Raw genomic sequence first — 15,865 nt, forward strand, 5'->3', positions numbered from 1 at the left:
AGTTGGTCAAATCTATAATCCTGCTTCTTGCAGGCTATCCGCTAATCTAGCAAAGTCCGCTAGGGTCAGGGCTTCGCCACGGACATTTGGTGCCAGCTCTGCCATTTCCAAGGCCTGCGTCAGCTGGTCCTTGACCATCTCGGACTTGCCAAAATGGTTGGTCAGGTTGTTCCACAAAGTCTTTCTACGGTGGACAAAGCAGGCCTTGGCGATACGGAAGAAGAAATCCTCGTCACGAACGCTCACCAAAGGCTCCTCGCGGCGAACCATTTTGAGAATGGCGCTGTCCACGTTTGGCGCAGGGACAAAGACAGTCCGAGGCACGATGAAAGCGACCTTTGCGGTCATGTAATACTGGACTGCGATGGAGAGGCTACCGTAAGCCTTGGTGTTGGGATCGGCTGAAATGCGGTCAGCGACCTCCTTTTGCATCATGACGACGAACTCAGCGAAGGGAATCTTGCTCTCCAAAAGGTGCATGAGGATGGGCGTGGTGATGTAATAAGGCAGGTTGGCCACCACCTTGATGGGCAGGTCAGGGTTCTTGAAGCGGCCGATGTAGCTGGCCAAGTCGACGGTCAGGATGTCCTGGTTGACCACCTGAACGTTGTCGAACGGACTAAGCGTGTCCGCCAAAATGGGAATCAAGCGGTCATCGATCTCAAAGGCCATGACCTCGGCGGCACGCTCTGCTAAAAACTCGGTCAATGCCCCGATACCTGGTCCAATTTCGATGACATTGACAGTTTTGTCAATCTCAGCCGTGGCCACAATCTTGCTCAAAATATTGGTGTCGGTCAAAAAGTTCTGACCGAAAGACTTCTTAAAGGTAAATCCGTGACGCTCCAAAATAGCGCGGGTAACGTTTTTATCTGCGATACGCATAGACTTTATCTCTTTCTATCAAATCTTGCATGTTCAATAGCTCTCTCACTGTTCCTTTATTAACATTTTTCGAGAAAAACATATATTCCGTCCCTTTTGATTTGTTGGCAACCGAATAATTAAGAGCATACTCTATACTATCAAAATCCGAGTATAATTCTGCTATCTCTGGACACAAATCATAAGTAAGAATCCATTTTTTATTTTCCATATGTAATTTTATGGTATCTTTCAACTCTACATGATTTTGATGAGAATAAAAATTAGTATATAGAGCTGAACCTTTTACATAATAAGGTGGATCAAAAAATGTTAGAGAAGCCTTTGTTCTAGAAATCGATGATTTAATAAATTCCACTGCATCCATATTATATAATTTAATTTGTGATTTATAACTGGAAATTACTTTTATTTTTTCTATCAATGATATTTTATTAAATCTACAATCCAATTTATAAAATCCTGATTGCTTTTTACCACCTATAACACCAGCTTTTAAAATACCTGAACGGTTAGTCCTATTTAAAAATAGAGTGGAGAATCCTAATTTCAATAAATCATCTATTGCTTCTCTTTGATTTTGAATTTCTCTCTGTTTTTCCCATTCAATTATCGTAATAGGAGTCTGCTCAATCATATCTATTAATTCGTCTGTATAGTTTATTACAGAATACCAAAATGCATATATAGATTTATCGAAATCATTAACCATGATCTTATCAACATCACCATTAATAAGTAATTTCAGAGCAACCCCTGCTCCTCCCATATACGGTTCTATATAGGTTCTACATTGATTCACTTCCACTAATTCTTTAATATATTCATAAATCTGTGTTTTTCCTCCAGGGTACCTCAACGGCGTAAGGGTTTTCATGTTTCACCTCAAATCTCTTCAATCATTGGAAAACCATTCTCTTTGAATATCATATTCATTTTTTTCAAAAACTCCAATTTAAAGTCATCAAATATTGCTTTATTTTCTTTTATTAACTGAGTTCTATATTTCCTAATAGCATGACCATCCAATGAGTCATACCATTTTTTATAACACTTCATATCACTTTTCTCTGGTTCAGCCAAACTAATCCCATTTCTTACAAACGATTGTTTGAATTGCTCTTTAGTTTTTCCTACTAATTGAAAAAAATTATCATCTGTTTTTTTCTTTAAAATGTAATTGGCCAATTCTTTTTCAAATGCAAAATTTGAGTCATTGATTGTAGGAATTTTCAATATTTTATCGAAATTTTTATTTTTTAATTTTTGTTCATTGACATCTCCGTCAAAGATAATCATAGACATAGAGTCTTGTAATAAAGCTGTTGCCTCTGTTGCTAACTTTTCCAAAAAAGGCCAACTATTACCGTCTTTTGAGGGAGATAAATTCGCTTGAAATTTACATCTCTTAGCTAATTTTTGACCTATAATTGATTTAATCAAAGCTACCGCTACGTCATCTTCGCAAAGTATTTTTACTTGTGTAAAACTAATTTTTTCCTCATCATCTGCTAATGTCAGCTCTCTCTTAGCCATTTTATACGATGGATTATGCCAGATCTCTAAATTTTCACTAAAAGCTGACGTAATAAAATTAACAGCTATCTTATTTTTTTTAATCTCTGGAGTCATTTTCAGCACTTCATCAATCAAAAATAATGAATGAGTATTTATTATCAGCTGTACATTGTACTTCTGAGACCATTCAAGTAAGAAATTAAACAAATTTAACTGAGAAATCGGATGCAAGCTTGCTTCAAACTCATCAATTGATATCAAACCAGTCAATCTTTTGTTCTGTCCACGGTTAATTTTCTCGTCATATAAACGCATATAAGAAACCAAAATATTTACTATTGTCCCAAGATTATCTTCCCCTGACGAAATAGAATCGATATCATAATTAGCATTTTTCGGTCCTATTGATTGTTTTAGAACTGTACCCGTTGTACTGGCATCGAACGTTTCAAACTCTGAAAATGATTCTTTTAGCAGTACCTTCTCAAAAAACCGAGAGATAAAATTCTTTTCATCTTTTGAGTAACTGACTGAGTTATTATTTGATACATCTGTTTCTACTAATGGGAATAATCTTTTTAAATTAATATAAGTTGAAGGAAGTGTAAAATTCCCATCACCTCTCTGACTACCACTAACAACCACACGATGCCTATCATATTTTCCAGATTTTTTACCAGGATATACTTTAACAGGTTCGCTAAGTAGTTGTTTATTATCATCATGAATAATTTCTAAATTAAGATTATATTTATATTTTTCTATATCGGTGTTTTCCGACAGCTTAAACACTTGGCTTAACTGAGTTTTTAGATTCTTACCAAAAACATCAGTAGACAATGTATTATATGGATGCGCCACCAATCCCATAACTGTCGACTTCATTGTCCCATTTCGACCAGATACAAGTGTAATATTATCAGATAATTTAAATTCTTGATTTTTTATATTCCGAAAATTATGTATTGAAATTCCTTTTATTTTACTGATTGCAACAGTATCATTATCAATAATTCCCAAATCTTTTTTAGATTTATAGTCCATTACTCTATCTCCGATAATTTATATCTTCATTATTCTTATTCGAATTTTTTAACAAACTCCTCCACCCTTTCAAGGGCACTCTACAACTAACGATCTTTGACCGACAAGACATAAACGGTCTCATTAGGGTTTTTATTGACCACAATGAGAGGCTCAAACTCATCATTGACCTTTTTCATGTAATTCCTGAGATGATTACGAAAATGAGAATAAGCAACAGCTTCCATACTAATTTCTCCTGTTTGATTCATTATAGATAAAGAAAAAAAGTCGTCAAAATCTTGTACAAATCCTATTAGCGATAGATTGCCATACACTCCTCCACCTCTTTCAAGGTCACACCAAACAATCTCAGGCGTTTGAGGAGCTGTTTGCCATTGGTGTAACCGATGCGTAAGCTCTGACCGAGGTACTCCCTGCGCTGTCGGCTATCGGTTCCCATCAGGAGCCCCAGCCGAATCAGGTCTGCCTGCGTGATGTCAAAATGGTCCTCCTCATCATAGCACCCACGTACCCCAGCCAGCGCCTTTTCCAAGTCCTCAAAACTGGCGTGCTCAACCCCCAAAGACCGTCCCTGGGTTTTTGAGCGTGGGGCTGCCTCGTCACGGTTGAGAAAGGCGTGTTTGACGGTGGGAATAGCAGAACTGATGATTTTGCGAATGCGCTCGCCATTGTAGTCTGGGTCTGTAAAGACAATCACCCCCCGTAATTCATGGAGCGTCTCAATGCGCTCCAAATCCTCTTCTGAAATGGCAGAGCCTCTGGTCTCGTAAGTATCAACCTCGTAAAAACGGCGAAGGTTTGCCGTGTCGTCCTTTCCTTCAACAACAAGGACTTCTTGGATTGTGATTTTATCAGTCAAGTTTGAAAAACCTCTTCGCATTTTCTGTCGTGATGCGTGCGACCTCTTCGCTAGTCAGCCCTCTGAGCTCTGCGATATAGTCCACAACGTATCTGGTATAGGCCGTCTTGTTTTCTTTGCCACGTTTAGGCACTGGGGCTAGGTAGGGGGCGTCTGTTTCGACAAGCAACTTATCAAGAGGGATTTTTTTTGCGACTTCGTGCAGCTCGATAGACTTCTTAAAGGTGACCACTCCTGATAAAGAAATCATCATCCCCAGCTCGATGAACCGCTCTGCCATGTCCAAAGGCCCTGAAAAAGAGTGCATGATGCCACCACGTGGTCCAACACCTTCGCTTTCGATGATGGCCAGCGTATCTTCCAGCGCATCACGGGTATGGACGGCAAAGGGCAGGTCCAACTCCTTAGAGAGCTGAATCTGACGGCGGAAGACCTCCTCTTGAACGTCCTTGGGATCCTCCATCCAGTAATAATCCAGGCCAATCTCGCCCAGAGCGATGACCTTGGGGTGCTTGAGGACCTCACGCAGGTAGCTTTCCGTCTCCGCATCGTAAGAACCAGCCTCTGTCGGGTGCCAGCCCAGTGTCAGGTAAATCTCAGGGTGAGTATCCGCCAGCTCAATGGCTCGTTCGATGGTCGACTGGTCAAAACCGACCACGTTGTGGGTGGTTACGCCCAGCTCTTTTGCCAATACTAATTCGTCTGCCACACGTCCATCAAAAGCGGGCACGTTAAGGTGGGTATGAGTGTCAAAGATTTCTAATTTCATGTTTTTATTTTACCACAAACCGAGACAAACAAAAACCTCCGACAGACTCGAGTTTCTGTCAGAGGTTTGGTGTCATTAAGCAGACAAGACTTTGCGTCCTTTACGACGACGGGCAGCCAACACGCGACGTCCATTTTTAGTAGACATGCGGTGACGGAATCCGTGTTTGCGTTGACGACGAATTTTACTTGGTTGATAAGTACGTTTCACAGTGAATACCTCCTCATAGATTTTGTATTCGTTTAGCCGGCTAATGTGATATCAATTACTAAACATACTAGACTATTCTATCTTAAATGGCAGAGCCTGTCAAGGTTATCTTCTTGTTTTTCTCAAATTTTCATTGATGCGTTTGATTTTATGTTTTTCAATCAGATAAATACTAGTCCAAATCACTAAGTAAATCACCAAAAACTGGACAAGAAATATCCCTAGGACTGACAGATTTGTCCATGCAATCCAACCATTTAGGCTGGTCATGATAACGACTAGAATTAAAATCGCTATAAAGTGAACGATAGATTTATATAAAGGTGGTCTTCCATCACTCTCATAAATACGAGCTGATAGCCCCATAAAACCAGACACGATGACGGTCACCAGAATTTGTTGCGAGGACTGCCCTGCTATGTTCCAAACCAAGAGGCTAAAGAGATACCAAACCATCCCAATGCCTACTCCATACATCCAATAATCTACATACTTTTTCATGATTGTCTCCTATAACCCTAGACGGGCTTCTAACTGTTTAAGGTAGCGACGACTGACGGTCGTCTTGTGTTTGCCCTTTAAAAAGGCGGTCATGTTGCCAGAAAAGCTGGCTTCTAGGTAGTCCAAATGATTGATATTGACCACAGTCTGCTTAGACACTTGGACAAAATCCGGATTGGCCAGCTTGTCCATAAGCTGATAGAGACGTAACCTAGTCCGAACCTGCCCGAAGGCCCCCGTCAGAACAAGGTAGTTTTCCGCCACATCGATTAGGGCCAAATCTGCGACCTTTATCAACTGAATCTGGTCTCCTGATTTGACAGGGAGCACCTCAGGTGTCAAACGCTGAAAATTCTCCAAATAAGCCACCAAATCTGCCACTTCCTTATCATAGACAGACTTGCGGAGTTCGATTTCCAAATTCTCTAGATTGTCAACTTCCTTAAATACCCATTTCATAAAAATTCCTTTCTTTGCAATAGTTTTCGCTAGACGTCTTAGCTTGCTTTTATCATAACAAAAACAACAGAGCTTGTAACACGATTTTCGCTAAGAGGCTAGATTTGCCTGCTAAGCGGTTGATAAAATAGAAAAGGGAGTGGGAAAAACTCCTAAAGGTAAAAAAAGAGTTCGTCTTCCCACCCCCGCCAGTTGAATAGGCTTAATTCGGAGCGTAAAACGCAAACGAATAGCCATTCAACCACTGCGTTAGAATGTTAAAACGAACTCTAGAAAGCAAGGCTGGACTTGAGCCCAGCCTCTTCATTTCTTATATACTCAATCAAAATCAGAATGAGACAAGGCAGGTTGACGCTGACATAAAAGAGTTAGTCAGGAAAGCTAACGCCCTATAGTTTCGATTTTGGAAGAGTCTTAATAATCCTTACGAGCTACAACGACAACGTAGCGGTTAGGGTCATCTCCCTCGGAGTAGCTTTCAACGCCTGAGATTTTAGAGATGGTTTTATGGATGATTTTACGCTCTGCATTGCTCATTGGATCCATGAGGTAGTCTCGACCAGACTCTAGCACGCGGTTAGCAATCTTGTGGGCAAATTCTTCCAAAATTTCTGTCCGATGTTCCATGTAATCATGAACGTTAAGGGAGACAGAAAAATTTCGGGTGTATTGATCATGTAAGTAGTTCTGAGCCAGCAACTGCAAGGATTTGAGAACCTTACCATGGTAGCCAATCACGCGCCCTGGCTCCTGAGTTTCAATCTGCAGGTTGATTTGACGACGGTTATGACTGACATGAATCTGGGCCTCAAGGTCCATCTCATAGATAATCTTATCGACGTAGTCTGCAACATCCTGGGCAGCCTTTTCGATGTCCTTGCTAAACTCAACTTCTTCTTGGGTGTGTGGGAATTCATTCGCGATAAAGGCCTCAAATGAATCATCTTGGGCTGATTGCTCATCAGAAGTAGAAACCTGAGTTTCAGGCTCTTCTTGGATTTCCTCAGTAACTTTGAGAGCGTCTTCTTCGGCTACTTCAACAAGAGTTTCTTCAGCTGTTTCTGCCTCTTCTTCCTCAGTTGAAGAGGCAGGTACTTCAGCCTGACGTTTAGCTCCTGGGAAAGCTAAGATTTTCTCATTCTTAACCGGAGACTGACTGGTTTCAGCCTCAGCTAAAATGTCATCAGCCTTGTCATCTTCCTCAATGGCTTTAAGTTCATCAAAAATGGAAAGAATACCAGTCTCTTCTAAAATAGAGCGCGGAGTCTTTTTGTTTTCAAGAATCTGTTCCTTGACCTCAGGCTCAACTGTCTCACCACGTTCTTCCATCTTCTTGATCAGGCTTGTCACCTTTCCAAGTTCGACAGTGTCCTGGCTCCGAGTTGTTACAGGGTCATTTTGCTTATTAACATAATCGGGAACACCCTTAACAGCCTTTTGATCGGCCTTGTGGACTGTTGCATCATTTATCGCTTCAATATCCACTTGGGCTGGTTTTTTTCCAAAACCAAGGAAGCCTTTTTTCTCGCGAGACACTACCTTAATGTGTGCCTTCATCCGTGGAATGTTGAGCTCCTTTAATCCTTTTTCAATAGCCTCTTCAACAGTTTTTCCTGCGAATAAAACCATGATTGTACTCCTTAATTTACGAGTTTAGTAACTCTTATTTTCTTTTCAAAATCAGATTAACGATAAAACGATTATACTATTTTTTACGTTGTGCTTTCTTCATGGCACGACGTTTACGGGCAGCTTTTTCTTTCTCTTCTTGAACGATGCGTTGACGCTCTTCTATCAATTTAAAAGGATTGTTAAAAATCATAATTTGAGCAACCTGAAAGGCATTAGAGACTGTCCAGTAAAGGGCGACCCCGCTAGCCATGTTAAGCGCAATCAACAGAATCATAGCTGGCATAACAAAGGTCATAGTCGTCAGCATGGTATTTGATTCCTTGGCAGATTTATTGGTCAACCAAGACGAGAGGAAGGTAAAGACTGCTGCTAAAATCGGCAAGATATAGTAGGGGTCAGGGCTTCCCAAGTCCATCCAAAGAAACTTCCCAACACGCAAGAACTCAACACGAGTCAAAGCCTGATAAAGGGCCATCAGGATTGGCATCTGGATGAAAAGCGGCCAAAGCGAAGCATAAGGATTGATGTTATGTTCCTTATAGAGAGCCTGTTGCTCCTCTGCCATCAGCATCCTACTCTCTGTATCCTTGCCAGGATACTTGAGCTGGATTTCCCTTAATTTTGGTTGAATTTCCTGCATCTCCCGACTGGACTTGATTTGTTGATTGTAAAGAGGCAACATAACCAAGCGAATCAAGATGGTAAAGAGGACAATCCCAACGCCTACGAGCCCCCCAAAGGAGAGCGCTTTAATCATTTGGGCAAAGAAATAGACAATCTGCTCCCACAAGCCTGACGATTGACTTGTAATGTCACTGCGACCACAGGCAGATAAAAGCAAGAGGGCAGCCCCTGCAAGTCCTGTAAGTTTAATCTTTTTGTTCACTGGTGAAACCTTCCTGATATATGTTTGCGAGTTTAAGTACATGGCGGAGATTGTTCTGTACATCTTGATAATCCAAGTCCTCAACTCCCTTACGAGCGATGATGACCATATCCACATTCTGAGCGAGATGGGCTGAAAATTCTTGTAGACAATGCCTAATTTTACGCTTGGTTCGATTTCGCACCACAGCATTACCCAATTTCTTACTAACAGAGAGCCCTGCTCGAAAGTGTGGCTGGTCTTTCTCAAGGTAGTAGACCACAAATTTACGATTAGCCTTACTCTTTCCCTGTTCAAAAATCGCCTGAAAGTCCGTGTTTCGTTTGACGCGGTAGCTTTTTTTCACATTTGGACTCCATCTTTCTAAATTAAATCTATTATACCATAAAATCAAAAAAAGCCAAAAATCTCATGTTATTGAGATTGGCTTTTAGTTTCATTCCGATGCCAGGACTTGTTTGGCTTGCTGCACTTGAACTTTCACCTGTTCAAATCCGGTTCCTCCTAGAGAGTTGCGACGCTCCACAGCTGTCTTGGACTGGAGGGTTTGGTAGATATCTGCCTCTATGAGAGGAGAAATGGACTGGTAAACTTCCAAAGGGACATCTTGGAGGTAATGCCCTACCTTGGTGCAGTCTAGAACCAACTTGCCAACAATCTCATGGGCCTCACGGAAGGGCAGACCCTTGGCCGCTAAATAATCGGCCAACTCCGTCGCATTAGAGAAGTCTTTCTCTGTCGACTGGGCCATGGTGGCCGTATTCACCGTCATGGTTTCCAACATACCTGTCAGAATCGCTAATGCAGGTAGGATGGTCTCAACTGTGTCAAACATCCCTTCCTTATCCTCTTGCAGGTCCTTGTTATAGGCCAAGGGCAGGGATTTCATGACCGTCAAGAACCCGACCAAGTTGCCGTAGACCCGACCACTCTTGCCTCTAATCAGCTCTGCCATGTCCGGATTCTTCTTTTGAGGCATAATAGAGGATCCCGTTGAGTAAGCATCCGACAGGGAGACAAACTGGTACTCATGCGAACACCAGTTGATCAGTTCCTCGCAGAGCCGGCTCATATGCATCATGAGGATGGAACTATTAGCTAGAAATTCCAAAATGAAATCCCTGTCCGACACCGCATCCAGCGAATTGACATAGGGTGCCGCAAAGCCCATCAAATCTGATGTTAGCTGACGATCAATAGGAAAGGTCGTCCCAGCCAGGGCCACTGCACCAAGTGGCGACAAATCCGTATGCTGGATATTAAAGGCGAAGCGTTCGCTGTCTCTGGTAAACATTTGGTAGTAGGCCATAAGGTGGTGCCCAAAGGAAATGGGCTGGGCATGCTGCAGGTGAGTGTATCCTGGCATGATGGTCTCCACATGCTCATCGGCCAAGGTCACCAGACAGGTCCGCAAGGCCGTCAATTTCTCCAGAACCTCACTCAACTTGGCCTTAAGATAGAGGTGCATGTCAGTCGCCACCTGGTCATTCCGGGAGCGTGCGGTGTGGAGCTTACCAGCAACTGGACCGATTTTAGCTGTGAGCAGGCTCTCGATGTTCATGTGAATGTCTTCATTGGTCACATCAAAGACCAACTTACCTGCATGGAAGTCCACTAGGAGCTCTTTCAGCCCCTGTTTAATCTGGTCTGCTTCGTCCGAGCTGATAATACCCGTCTCTCCCAACATGGTCACATGAGCCAAAGAACCCGTGATATCAAACTCTGCCATCTTTTGGTCGAAGGAGATGGAGGCCCCAAACTCTTCTACCCACGCTTCAAGACTGGCCTCAAAGCGGCCGCCCCATAATTTATGATTTTCCGTTTGTGTCATCCCGCACTCCTTCTATGAATGGTTCCTTTTATCATTTGTTTTCTATCGGTAATCAAAATCTCGTTCGTCAGATTAGGTTGTCACAAGCATAGGAGAGCCTAACAATCTATACTGAATTTTCAAAAGAGCATTGATAAAAAAGTAGAGGCTGAAAATCGGATTTCCAACCTCTCCTAGCTTGCCTCTCTGGGCATCTATTTCCAAAATTACCTCACAGGGTAAACTTATTTGGTTCCGAAGGACCTCTCTGAATCCCACTCTGGAAAATCCTGTTGGAGGCTTTCCAACAAAATACGTCTACATGCTGTTCAGACGGGGCTCTCTGACCACCATTATCTGAAGTTCACAATCCAAGACTGAAAAGTTCCTTACTTATTGTTCACTTATTGTTCACTTGGCTATTAACCTGAGTTGGCAGTCCCCACAATTTAATGAAACCGATAGCTGCATCCTGGTCAAAGCTATCTGCGGCAGTGTAGGTCGCTAGATTTTCATCATAGAGGGAATTTGGTGATTGACGTGCCACAACCTTGGCTGACCCCTTAAAGAGTTTGACCTTGGCTGTACCATTGACCACCTTTTGTGTTTCCTTGATGTAGGCGATGATAGCCTGGGTTGCTGGGTTAAACCACATGGCGTTGTAGATGAGGTTTGACAGTTCATTTTCCAGGATTGGTTTGAAGTGGGATACCTCACGTACCAAGGTCAAGTCCTCGATATCCTTGTGGGCTGCTAGGAGGGTAATTGCTCCTGGACACTCATAAATCTCACGTGACTTGATTCCCACCAAACGGTTCTCAACGTGGTCAATCCGACCAACACCGTGCTTGCCAGCGATGACGTTGAGTTCTTGGATGAGGTCAGCTAGTTTCATAGCTTTGCCATTGAGAGCTATTGGTTTCCCAGCCTCAAAGGTAATGTCTACATACTCAGCTTGGTCCGGTGCATTTTCAACAGATGAAGTAATCCCAAAAGCTTCTTCTGGCGCTTCATTCCATGGATTTTCTAAGACGCCGCATTCATTGGCACGCCCCCAGAGGTTTTGGTCCACAGAGTAAGGATTGTCCAGGTCAGCAGGCACAGGAACACCATTAGCCTTAGCGTATTCGATCTCTTCCTCACGAGACCACTTCCACTCACGAACAGGAGCCACGACCTTGAGACTTGGATCTAGTGCTGCAATCGCTACCTCAAACCGCACCTGGTCGTTCCCTTTCCCTGTACAACCGTGAGCAATGGTGGTCGCCCCTTCCTTATGGGCGATTTCTACCAATTTCTTAGAAATAATCGGACGGCTGAGAGCTGATACGAGTGGGTATTTTTGCTCGTAGAAGGCATTGGCCTGAAGGGCAGGAAGAACAAACTCTTCCGCAAATTCATCCTTAACATCTAAAACGTAAGATTCGATTGCACCGACCGTCAAGGCCTTATCATGAATAAAATCCAGATTCTTGCCTTCGCCGACGTCCATACAAACGGCCACAACATCGTAATCCTTTTTCAACCAGGTAATGGCGACAGAGGTGTCCAAACCACCAGAATATGCTAAAATAACCTTTTCTTTTGACATTGTTTTTTTCTCTTTTCTTTCTGATTATCTTTGTATAAAAACAAGTTATGAACTCATTTTATTGTATTTTTATTCCTTTGTCAAGTATATTTTTACATTTTTCTTATGATTTTACAAAATTATTCAAAAAAAGACCCCCAAAGGAGGTCTTCTTGATGTCAATTAATTTAATCTTGCCAACATATTTTCAAGGTGTTGGATTGACTTTTCCCGTCCGAGGAGGAAAATTGTGTCTGGCAACTCTGGGCCATGCATTTCACCAGAAACAGCAATACGGATTGGCATGAAGAGGTTTTTGCCCTTGATGCCAGTTTCTTTTTGGACAGCCTTGATCTGTGGGAAGATGTTATCCACGACAAACTCATCATCCGAGAGGGCTTCCAACTTCGCCTTGAAGGCTTCTAGAACGGTTGGAACGGTTTCGCCAGCCATGACTTCTTTTTCAGCTTCCGTCAATTCAGGGAAGTCCGCAAAGAAGAGGTCGGTCAGCGGTACGATTTCGTCTGCCGACTTGAGCTGTGGCTTGTAGAGTTCGACCAACTTTTCAGCCTTGTCTGTCAACCGACCTGCTTCTTCCAAGAAGGGTTTGCAGAGAGCAAAAACAGTTTCTAGGTCCGCACGTTTGAGGTAGTCGTTGCTCATCCAGTCCAGTTTTTTCTGGTCAAAGGCAGCTGGCGACTTGCTGAGGCGGTTTTCATCAAAGAGTTCAATCAACTGCTCACGAGAGAAGATTTCCTCTTCACCGCCAGGGTTCCAACCCAAAAGGGCGATAAAGTTAAAGACCGCTTCTGGCAGGTAGCCTTTCTTGCGGTAGTCTTCGATAAATTGCAGGGTGTTGGTGTCGCGTTTGGACAGTTTTTTCCCGGTTTCAGAGTTGATGATTAAGGTCATGTGACCAAAGGCTGGCGCTTCCCAACCGAGGGCTTCATAAACCATGAGCTGTTTTGGTGTGTTGGCGATGTGGTCGTCCCCACGAATGACGTGGGAAATCCGCATGTCATGGTCATCGATAACGACGGCAAAATTGTAGGTTGGGTAGCCATCTTTTTTCTGGATGACCCAGTCACCACCGATGTTGCCACCTTCAAACTCGATGTCACCCTTGACCATATCGGTCCACTTGTAGATGCCAGCTTCATTGACAGCCAAACGAACAGTCGGGATGATGCCAGCCGCTTCACGCTCAGCGATATAGGCTGCTTTTTCATCCTCGGACATGCCCAAGTACTCGTTGATGTAGCGCGGGGTTTCGCCTGCTGCTTCTTGGCGCTCACGCTCCGCTGCCAATTCTTCCTCGGTCACGTAGGACTTGTAGGCCTTGCCTTCTGCCAAGAGTTGGTCGATGTAGGTTTGGTAGAGTTCCAAACGCTCAGACTGGCGGTAGTTTTCGTGGGTCTCTGGACTCTCGTCCCAGTCAATCCCCAACCAGCGCAGGTTTTCCAACTGGCTACGCTCGCCATCTTCGACGTGGCGCTTGCGGTCAGTATCCTCGATACGAATGAGGAAAGTCCCGCCGTGGTGACGGGCATAGAGGTAATTAAAGAGGGCTGTACGGGCATTTCCGATGTGGAGCAGACCCGTTGGACTTGGTGCGTAACGCACACGAATTTCGTTAGACATGCTTTTCTCCTGTTTGGTTTCAATCGTTTCTATTATAGCACGATTTGCCCCTAGGGTCTAGCTTGACTTACGCCCTTTATAGGCATAGATTATCATGCAAACCCCCACCAGTCCGAAGACCAGACTAACGCCTTCAACAGGCAAGAAAAGGATGAGGCCGGATACAATCAAACGTAGAACTAGGCTGCCCAGTTGAAAATAGGTCCCAATCCCACCTGAAATCAGCGCCAGCTTTTCTTCCGGTAGGCTATTGAGAATGAGGGCATTCATCTTCGGGTTGACCGCAGCAGCTAAAACCAAGGCTAAAAAGACCAAGAAGAACAAGCCATACAGCCAGTGTTGATACAGGCAGAGGAACAAGAATGGCACCAAAAGAGTTGCTGAGCGAAGGATAGCTCCAATAGAAACCGATTTTAGAGCATTCATCCCTAAAACACTGCCCAGGATGCCGCCTAAAAGTTGAGCAACACTAATAGCTGCCAAGGTCGTTGCAGGATTGATAAGGACAAACTGCTTATCCTGGCTGATGATTACCGCAATCAGGATGGACAAAATGTTAAATAAGCCGTTTAAAAGTGGTGTAAGGACAATAGATTGACGCAATTCAGGAATAGATAAACAGGCCTCTACCGCCTCCTTCATGCTCCGCCAGAGGTTACGGGCTAGGTTTTCACCCTCTTGCTTGTCTTGAACGAGGATTGGTTTAGCGGATAGCAGCGCTTGTATAGGAGACTTAATCAGAAAAAGAATACCTGCACTAAGCAAGAAAGTTCCTGCATTGACAAAAGCTAGCGCCTGGTAGCTCATCACCGATACGAAGACCGCACCAAGAGACTGAAAGCCGATGGCTGTCACAAAGCCAACCGCTTGCTTAAAGGAATACGAAGCCTCCCTATCCTCATCCGCTACAATCCGCAGACTTAAAGGAATGTAGAGTCCGTTCTCATACTGACCAGCCAAGTCAGAGAAAAAGTTGATCGCCGCAGCCACCATGACTACCCAAAGGGCGGGTTGAAAGCCCATAACGATGCCGACCAAGCTATAGAGCCCCACCCGAAACAGCAGCGTATGAAAAATCTTGCCCAGCTTATCTAGTGTGCGATCCGCCACATGGCCCATGACAAATCCTGTCAAAATCGGCAGACTCTCCGATACACTGACCAGGGCAATGGCTACTTTCGCATCTGGGAGCTGCAGAACATAGGACATGAGAGCCAGATAATAAAGGACATCCCCAAAGTTGGACAAGAGGTCGTTGGCAAAAAGGATTAAAAAGAGTTTGTTCTTAAGTAAATTTTTCATGGTTTCTCCTTGTTTAATTTACAGAATTTTCAGACACATGTATTTAAATTTTTTAGAGCAGTCTCCTGCTCTAAAAAATTTAAATATATTCAACCACTAGGCTGCTAAAGACCAGGTCGCCTGTTACGTAGAGCTTGTTTGTGGCTGCTGTATAGCTGGGATCCAATTTGACCGAACTAAAGACCCGATCACCGGTAAACTCAACAGTCCAATCGCGAGGCACATAGAGTTTGACACTGGAAAAGACAGCATCCCCTGAGAAGGTAGCATGCCCCAAGGGCAGATGGGCGTTGTCAAAGTAGAGAATAGAACTACCAAAAACTACATCACCACCAACCTCCGTCACATCTCCATTAACGTAACGGGTATTGGACCCAAAGACAGTGTCTGCGCCACTGGCTTTTTTCGCAGAAGATTTCTTCTCACTGCCAATGTACTCATGAATTCCTTTTCCCTTGATAGTTATCGTGGAATTTAAGGGGCGAAAAAGAATTTGTAGACCGACACCAGCCAAAACTGCAGCAAAGATGAAGACACCAGTGCTCACTTTTAACCAGTCAAAATGATGGTTCAGCAGAATAAAGGTAATCACACCACAAACATAGCTGCTGGTCCAGTCTTTCCGTAGGAGGTTTTGCAGAGTCGCAAGACCAAATCCAACCACGAAAATCAGTAACCAGAGGGAGATACCTAAGTGGGGTAAGTTAAACGAACCACCAAAGAGCAGATAACCTGCAAGGGCGATTAATCCCAATCCTATCAATGTTTTTTTCATA

Annotated in this window: 16 protein-coding genes and 1 pseudogene; all 17 read right to left on the reverse strand. The window is 43.6% G+C overall.

The features are described 5' to 3' along the window. Positions 1-12: 12 nt before the first annotated feature. Entirely contained in the window at positions 13-885 is an 873-nt protein-coding gene (rsmA, locus tag ACFORF_RS01520; RefSeq protein ID WP_380424704.1) for a 16S rRNA (adenine(1518)-N(6)/adenine(1519)-N(6))-dimethyltransferase RsmA, read from the reverse strand. Then, positions 869-1,762 carry a DNA adenine methylase gene (locus ACFORF_RS01525; protein WP_380424707.1) on the reverse strand — a complete coding sequence of 298 codons (894 nt, stop codon included), beginning with the start codon at positions 1,760-1,762 and terminating at the stop codon, positions 869-871. Before ACFORF_RS01525 ends, rsmA begins: the two co-directional genes overlap by 17 nt. A gap of 8 nt (positions 1,763-1,770) precedes the next feature. Continuing rightward, positions 1,771-3,447, reverse strand: coding sequence for an AAA family ATPase (locus ACFORF_RS01530; RefSeq protein ID WP_380424710.1), 1,677 nt, complete (start codon positions 3,445-3,447; stop codon positions 1,771-1,773). Between the two features lie 101 nt (positions 3,448-3,548). Continuing rightward, positions 3,549-3,674 (reverse strand): annotated as a pseudogene (locus ACFORF_RS01535) (type II toxin-antitoxin system prevent-host-death family antitoxin); the annotation flags it as partial. Between the two features lie 68 nt (positions 3,675-3,742). Next, entirely contained in the window at positions 3,743-4,330 is a 588-nt protein-coding gene (gene rnmV, locus ACFORF_RS01540; protein WP_380424712.1) for a ribonuclease M5, read from the reverse strand. Beyond that, positions 4,302-5,078, reverse strand: coding sequence for a TatD family hydrolase (locus ACFORF_RS01545; RefSeq protein ID WP_380424714.1), 777 nt, complete (start codon positions 5,076-5,078; stop codon positions 4,302-4,304). The genes rnmV and ACFORF_RS01545 overlap by 29 nt, the downstream gene beginning before the upstream one ends. A 75-nt stretch (positions 5,079-5,153) precedes the next feature. Further along, positions 5,154-5,288 (reverse strand): 50S ribosomal protein L34, encoded by a 135-nt coding sequence (rpmH, locus tag ACFORF_RS01550; RefSeq protein ID WP_002885866.1) that lies wholly within the window; start codon positions 5,286-5,288, stop codon positions 5,154-5,156. Positions 5,289-5,393: 105 nt separating this feature from the next. Next, a complete protein-coding gene (locus tag ACFORF_RS01555) occupies positions 5,394-5,789 on the reverse strand; it encodes a DUF3021 domain-containing protein (protein ID WP_380424717.1) in 396 nt (131 codons plus the stop codon). A gap of 9 nt (positions 5,790-5,798) precedes the next feature. Beyond that, the gene (locus ACFORF_RS01560) at positions 5,799-6,248 is read right to left on the reverse strand and encodes a LytTR family DNA-binding domain-containing protein (protein ID WP_380424719.1); all 450 of its coding nucleotides are present in this window, start codon (positions 6,246-6,248) and stop codon (positions 5,799-5,801) included. A gap of 414 nt (positions 6,249-6,662) precedes the next feature. Beyond that, entirely contained in the window at positions 6,663-7,877 is a 1,215-nt protein-coding gene (gene jag, locus ACFORF_RS01565; protein WP_380424721.1) for an RNA-binding cell elongation regulator Jag/EloR, read from the reverse strand. A gap of 76 nt (positions 7,878-7,953) precedes the next feature. Beyond that, positions 7,954-8,808: a YidC/Oxa1 family membrane protein insertase gene (locus tag ACFORF_RS01570; protein ID WP_380424723.1), complete on the reverse strand. Its 855-nt coding sequence runs from the start codon at positions 8,806-8,808 to the stop codon at positions 7,954-7,956. Continuing rightward, on the reverse strand, positions 8,750-9,112 hold the full coding sequence (rnpA, locus tag ACFORF_RS01575) for a ribonuclease P protein component (RefSeq protein WP_380424725.1): 363 nt from the start codon (positions 9,110-9,112) through the stop codon (positions 8,750-8,752). The genes ACFORF_RS01570 and rnpA overlap by 59 nt, the downstream gene beginning before the upstream one ends. Positions 9,113-9,202: 90 nt before the next feature. After that, a complete protein-coding gene (argH, locus tag ACFORF_RS01580) occupies positions 9,203-10,597 on the reverse strand; it encodes an argininosuccinate lyase (RefSeq protein WP_380424728.1) in 1,395 nt (464 codons plus the stop codon). Between the two features lie 379 nt (positions 10,598-10,976). Continuing rightward, entirely contained in the window at positions 10,977-12,167 is a 1,191-nt protein-coding gene (locus ACFORF_RS01585; protein ID WP_380424730.1) for an argininosuccinate synthase, read from the reverse strand. A gap of 162 nt (positions 12,168-12,329) precedes the next feature. After that, on the reverse strand, positions 12,330-13,787 hold the full coding sequence (gltX, locus tag ACFORF_RS01590; RefSeq protein ID WP_380424731.1) for a glutamate--tRNA ligase: 1,458 nt from the start codon (positions 13,785-13,787) through the stop codon (positions 12,330-12,332). Between the two features lie 57 nt (positions 13,788-13,844). Further along, on the reverse strand, positions 13,845-15,089 hold the full coding sequence (locus ACFORF_RS01595; protein WP_380424734.1) for an MFS transporter: 1,245 nt from the start codon (positions 15,087-15,089) through the stop codon (positions 13,845-13,847). A 79-nt stretch (positions 15,090-15,168) separates the two neighbouring features. Then, complete coding sequence (locus ACFORF_RS01600; protein WP_380424737.1) at positions 15,169-15,864, reverse strand: hypothetical protein; 696 nt, start codon at positions 15,862-15,864, stop codon at positions 15,169-15,171. Position 15,865: the final 1 nt, after the last annotated feature.

The sequence above is a fragment of the Streptococcus caprae genome, assembly GCF_042649745.1.
GTDB classification, from domain to species: Bacteria; Bacillota; Bacilli; order Lactobacillales; family Streptococcaceae; genus Streptococcus; species Streptococcus caprae.

Coding starts and splice junctions, on each gene's coding strand:
- rsmA (WP_380424704.1), bottom strand. CDS start 885: ATGCGTATCGCAGATAAAAACGTTACCCGCGCTATTTTGGAGCGTCAC.
- ACFORF_RS01525 (WP_380424707.1), bottom strand. CDS start 1,762: ATGAAAACCCTTACGCCGTTGAGGTACCCTGGAGGAAAAACACAGATT.
- ACFORF_RS01530 (WP_380424710.1), bottom strand. CDS start 3,447: ATGGACTATAAATCTAAAAAAGATTTGGGAATTATTGATAATGATACT.
- rnmV (WP_380424712.1), bottom strand. CDS start 4,330: ATGCGAAGAGGTTTTTCAAACTTGACTGATAAAATCACAATCCAAGAA.
- ACFORF_RS01545 (WP_380424714.1), bottom strand. CDS start 5,078: ATGAAATTAGAAATCTTTGACACTCATACCCACCTTAACGTGCCCGCT.
- ACFORF_RS01555 (WP_380424717.1), bottom strand. CDS start 5,789: ATGAAAAAGTATGTAGATTATTGGATGTATGGAGTAGGCATTGGGATG.
- ACFORF_RS01560 (WP_380424719.1), bottom strand. CDS start 6,248: ATGAAATGGGTATTTAAGGAAGTTGACAATCTAGAGAATTTGGAAATC.
- jag (WP_380424721.1), bottom strand. CDS start 7,877: ATGGTTTTATTCGCAGGAAAAACTGTTGAAGAGGCTATTGAAAAAGGA.
- ACFORF_RS01570 (WP_380424723.1), bottom strand. CDS start 8,808: ATGTACTTAAACTCGCAAACATATATCAGGAAGGTTTCACCAGTGAAC.
- argH (WP_380424728.1), bottom strand. CDS start 10,597: ATGACACAAACGGAAAATCATAAATTATGGGGCGGCCGCTTTGAGGCC.
- ACFORF_RS01585 (WP_380424730.1), bottom strand. CDS start 12,167: ATGTCAAAAGAAAAGGTTATTTTAGCATATTCTGGTGGTTTGGACACC.
- gltX (WP_380424731.1), bottom strand. CDS start 13,787: ATGTCTAACGAAATTCGTGTGCGTTACGCACCAAGTCCAACGGGTCTG.
- ACFORF_RS01595 (WP_380424734.1), bottom strand. CDS start 15,089: ATGAAAAATTTACTTAAGAACAAACTCTTTTTAATCCTTTTTGCCAAC.
- ACFORF_RS01600 (WP_380424737.1), bottom strand. CDS start 15,864: ATGAAAAAAACATTGATAGGATTGGGATTAATCGCCCTTGCAGGTTAT.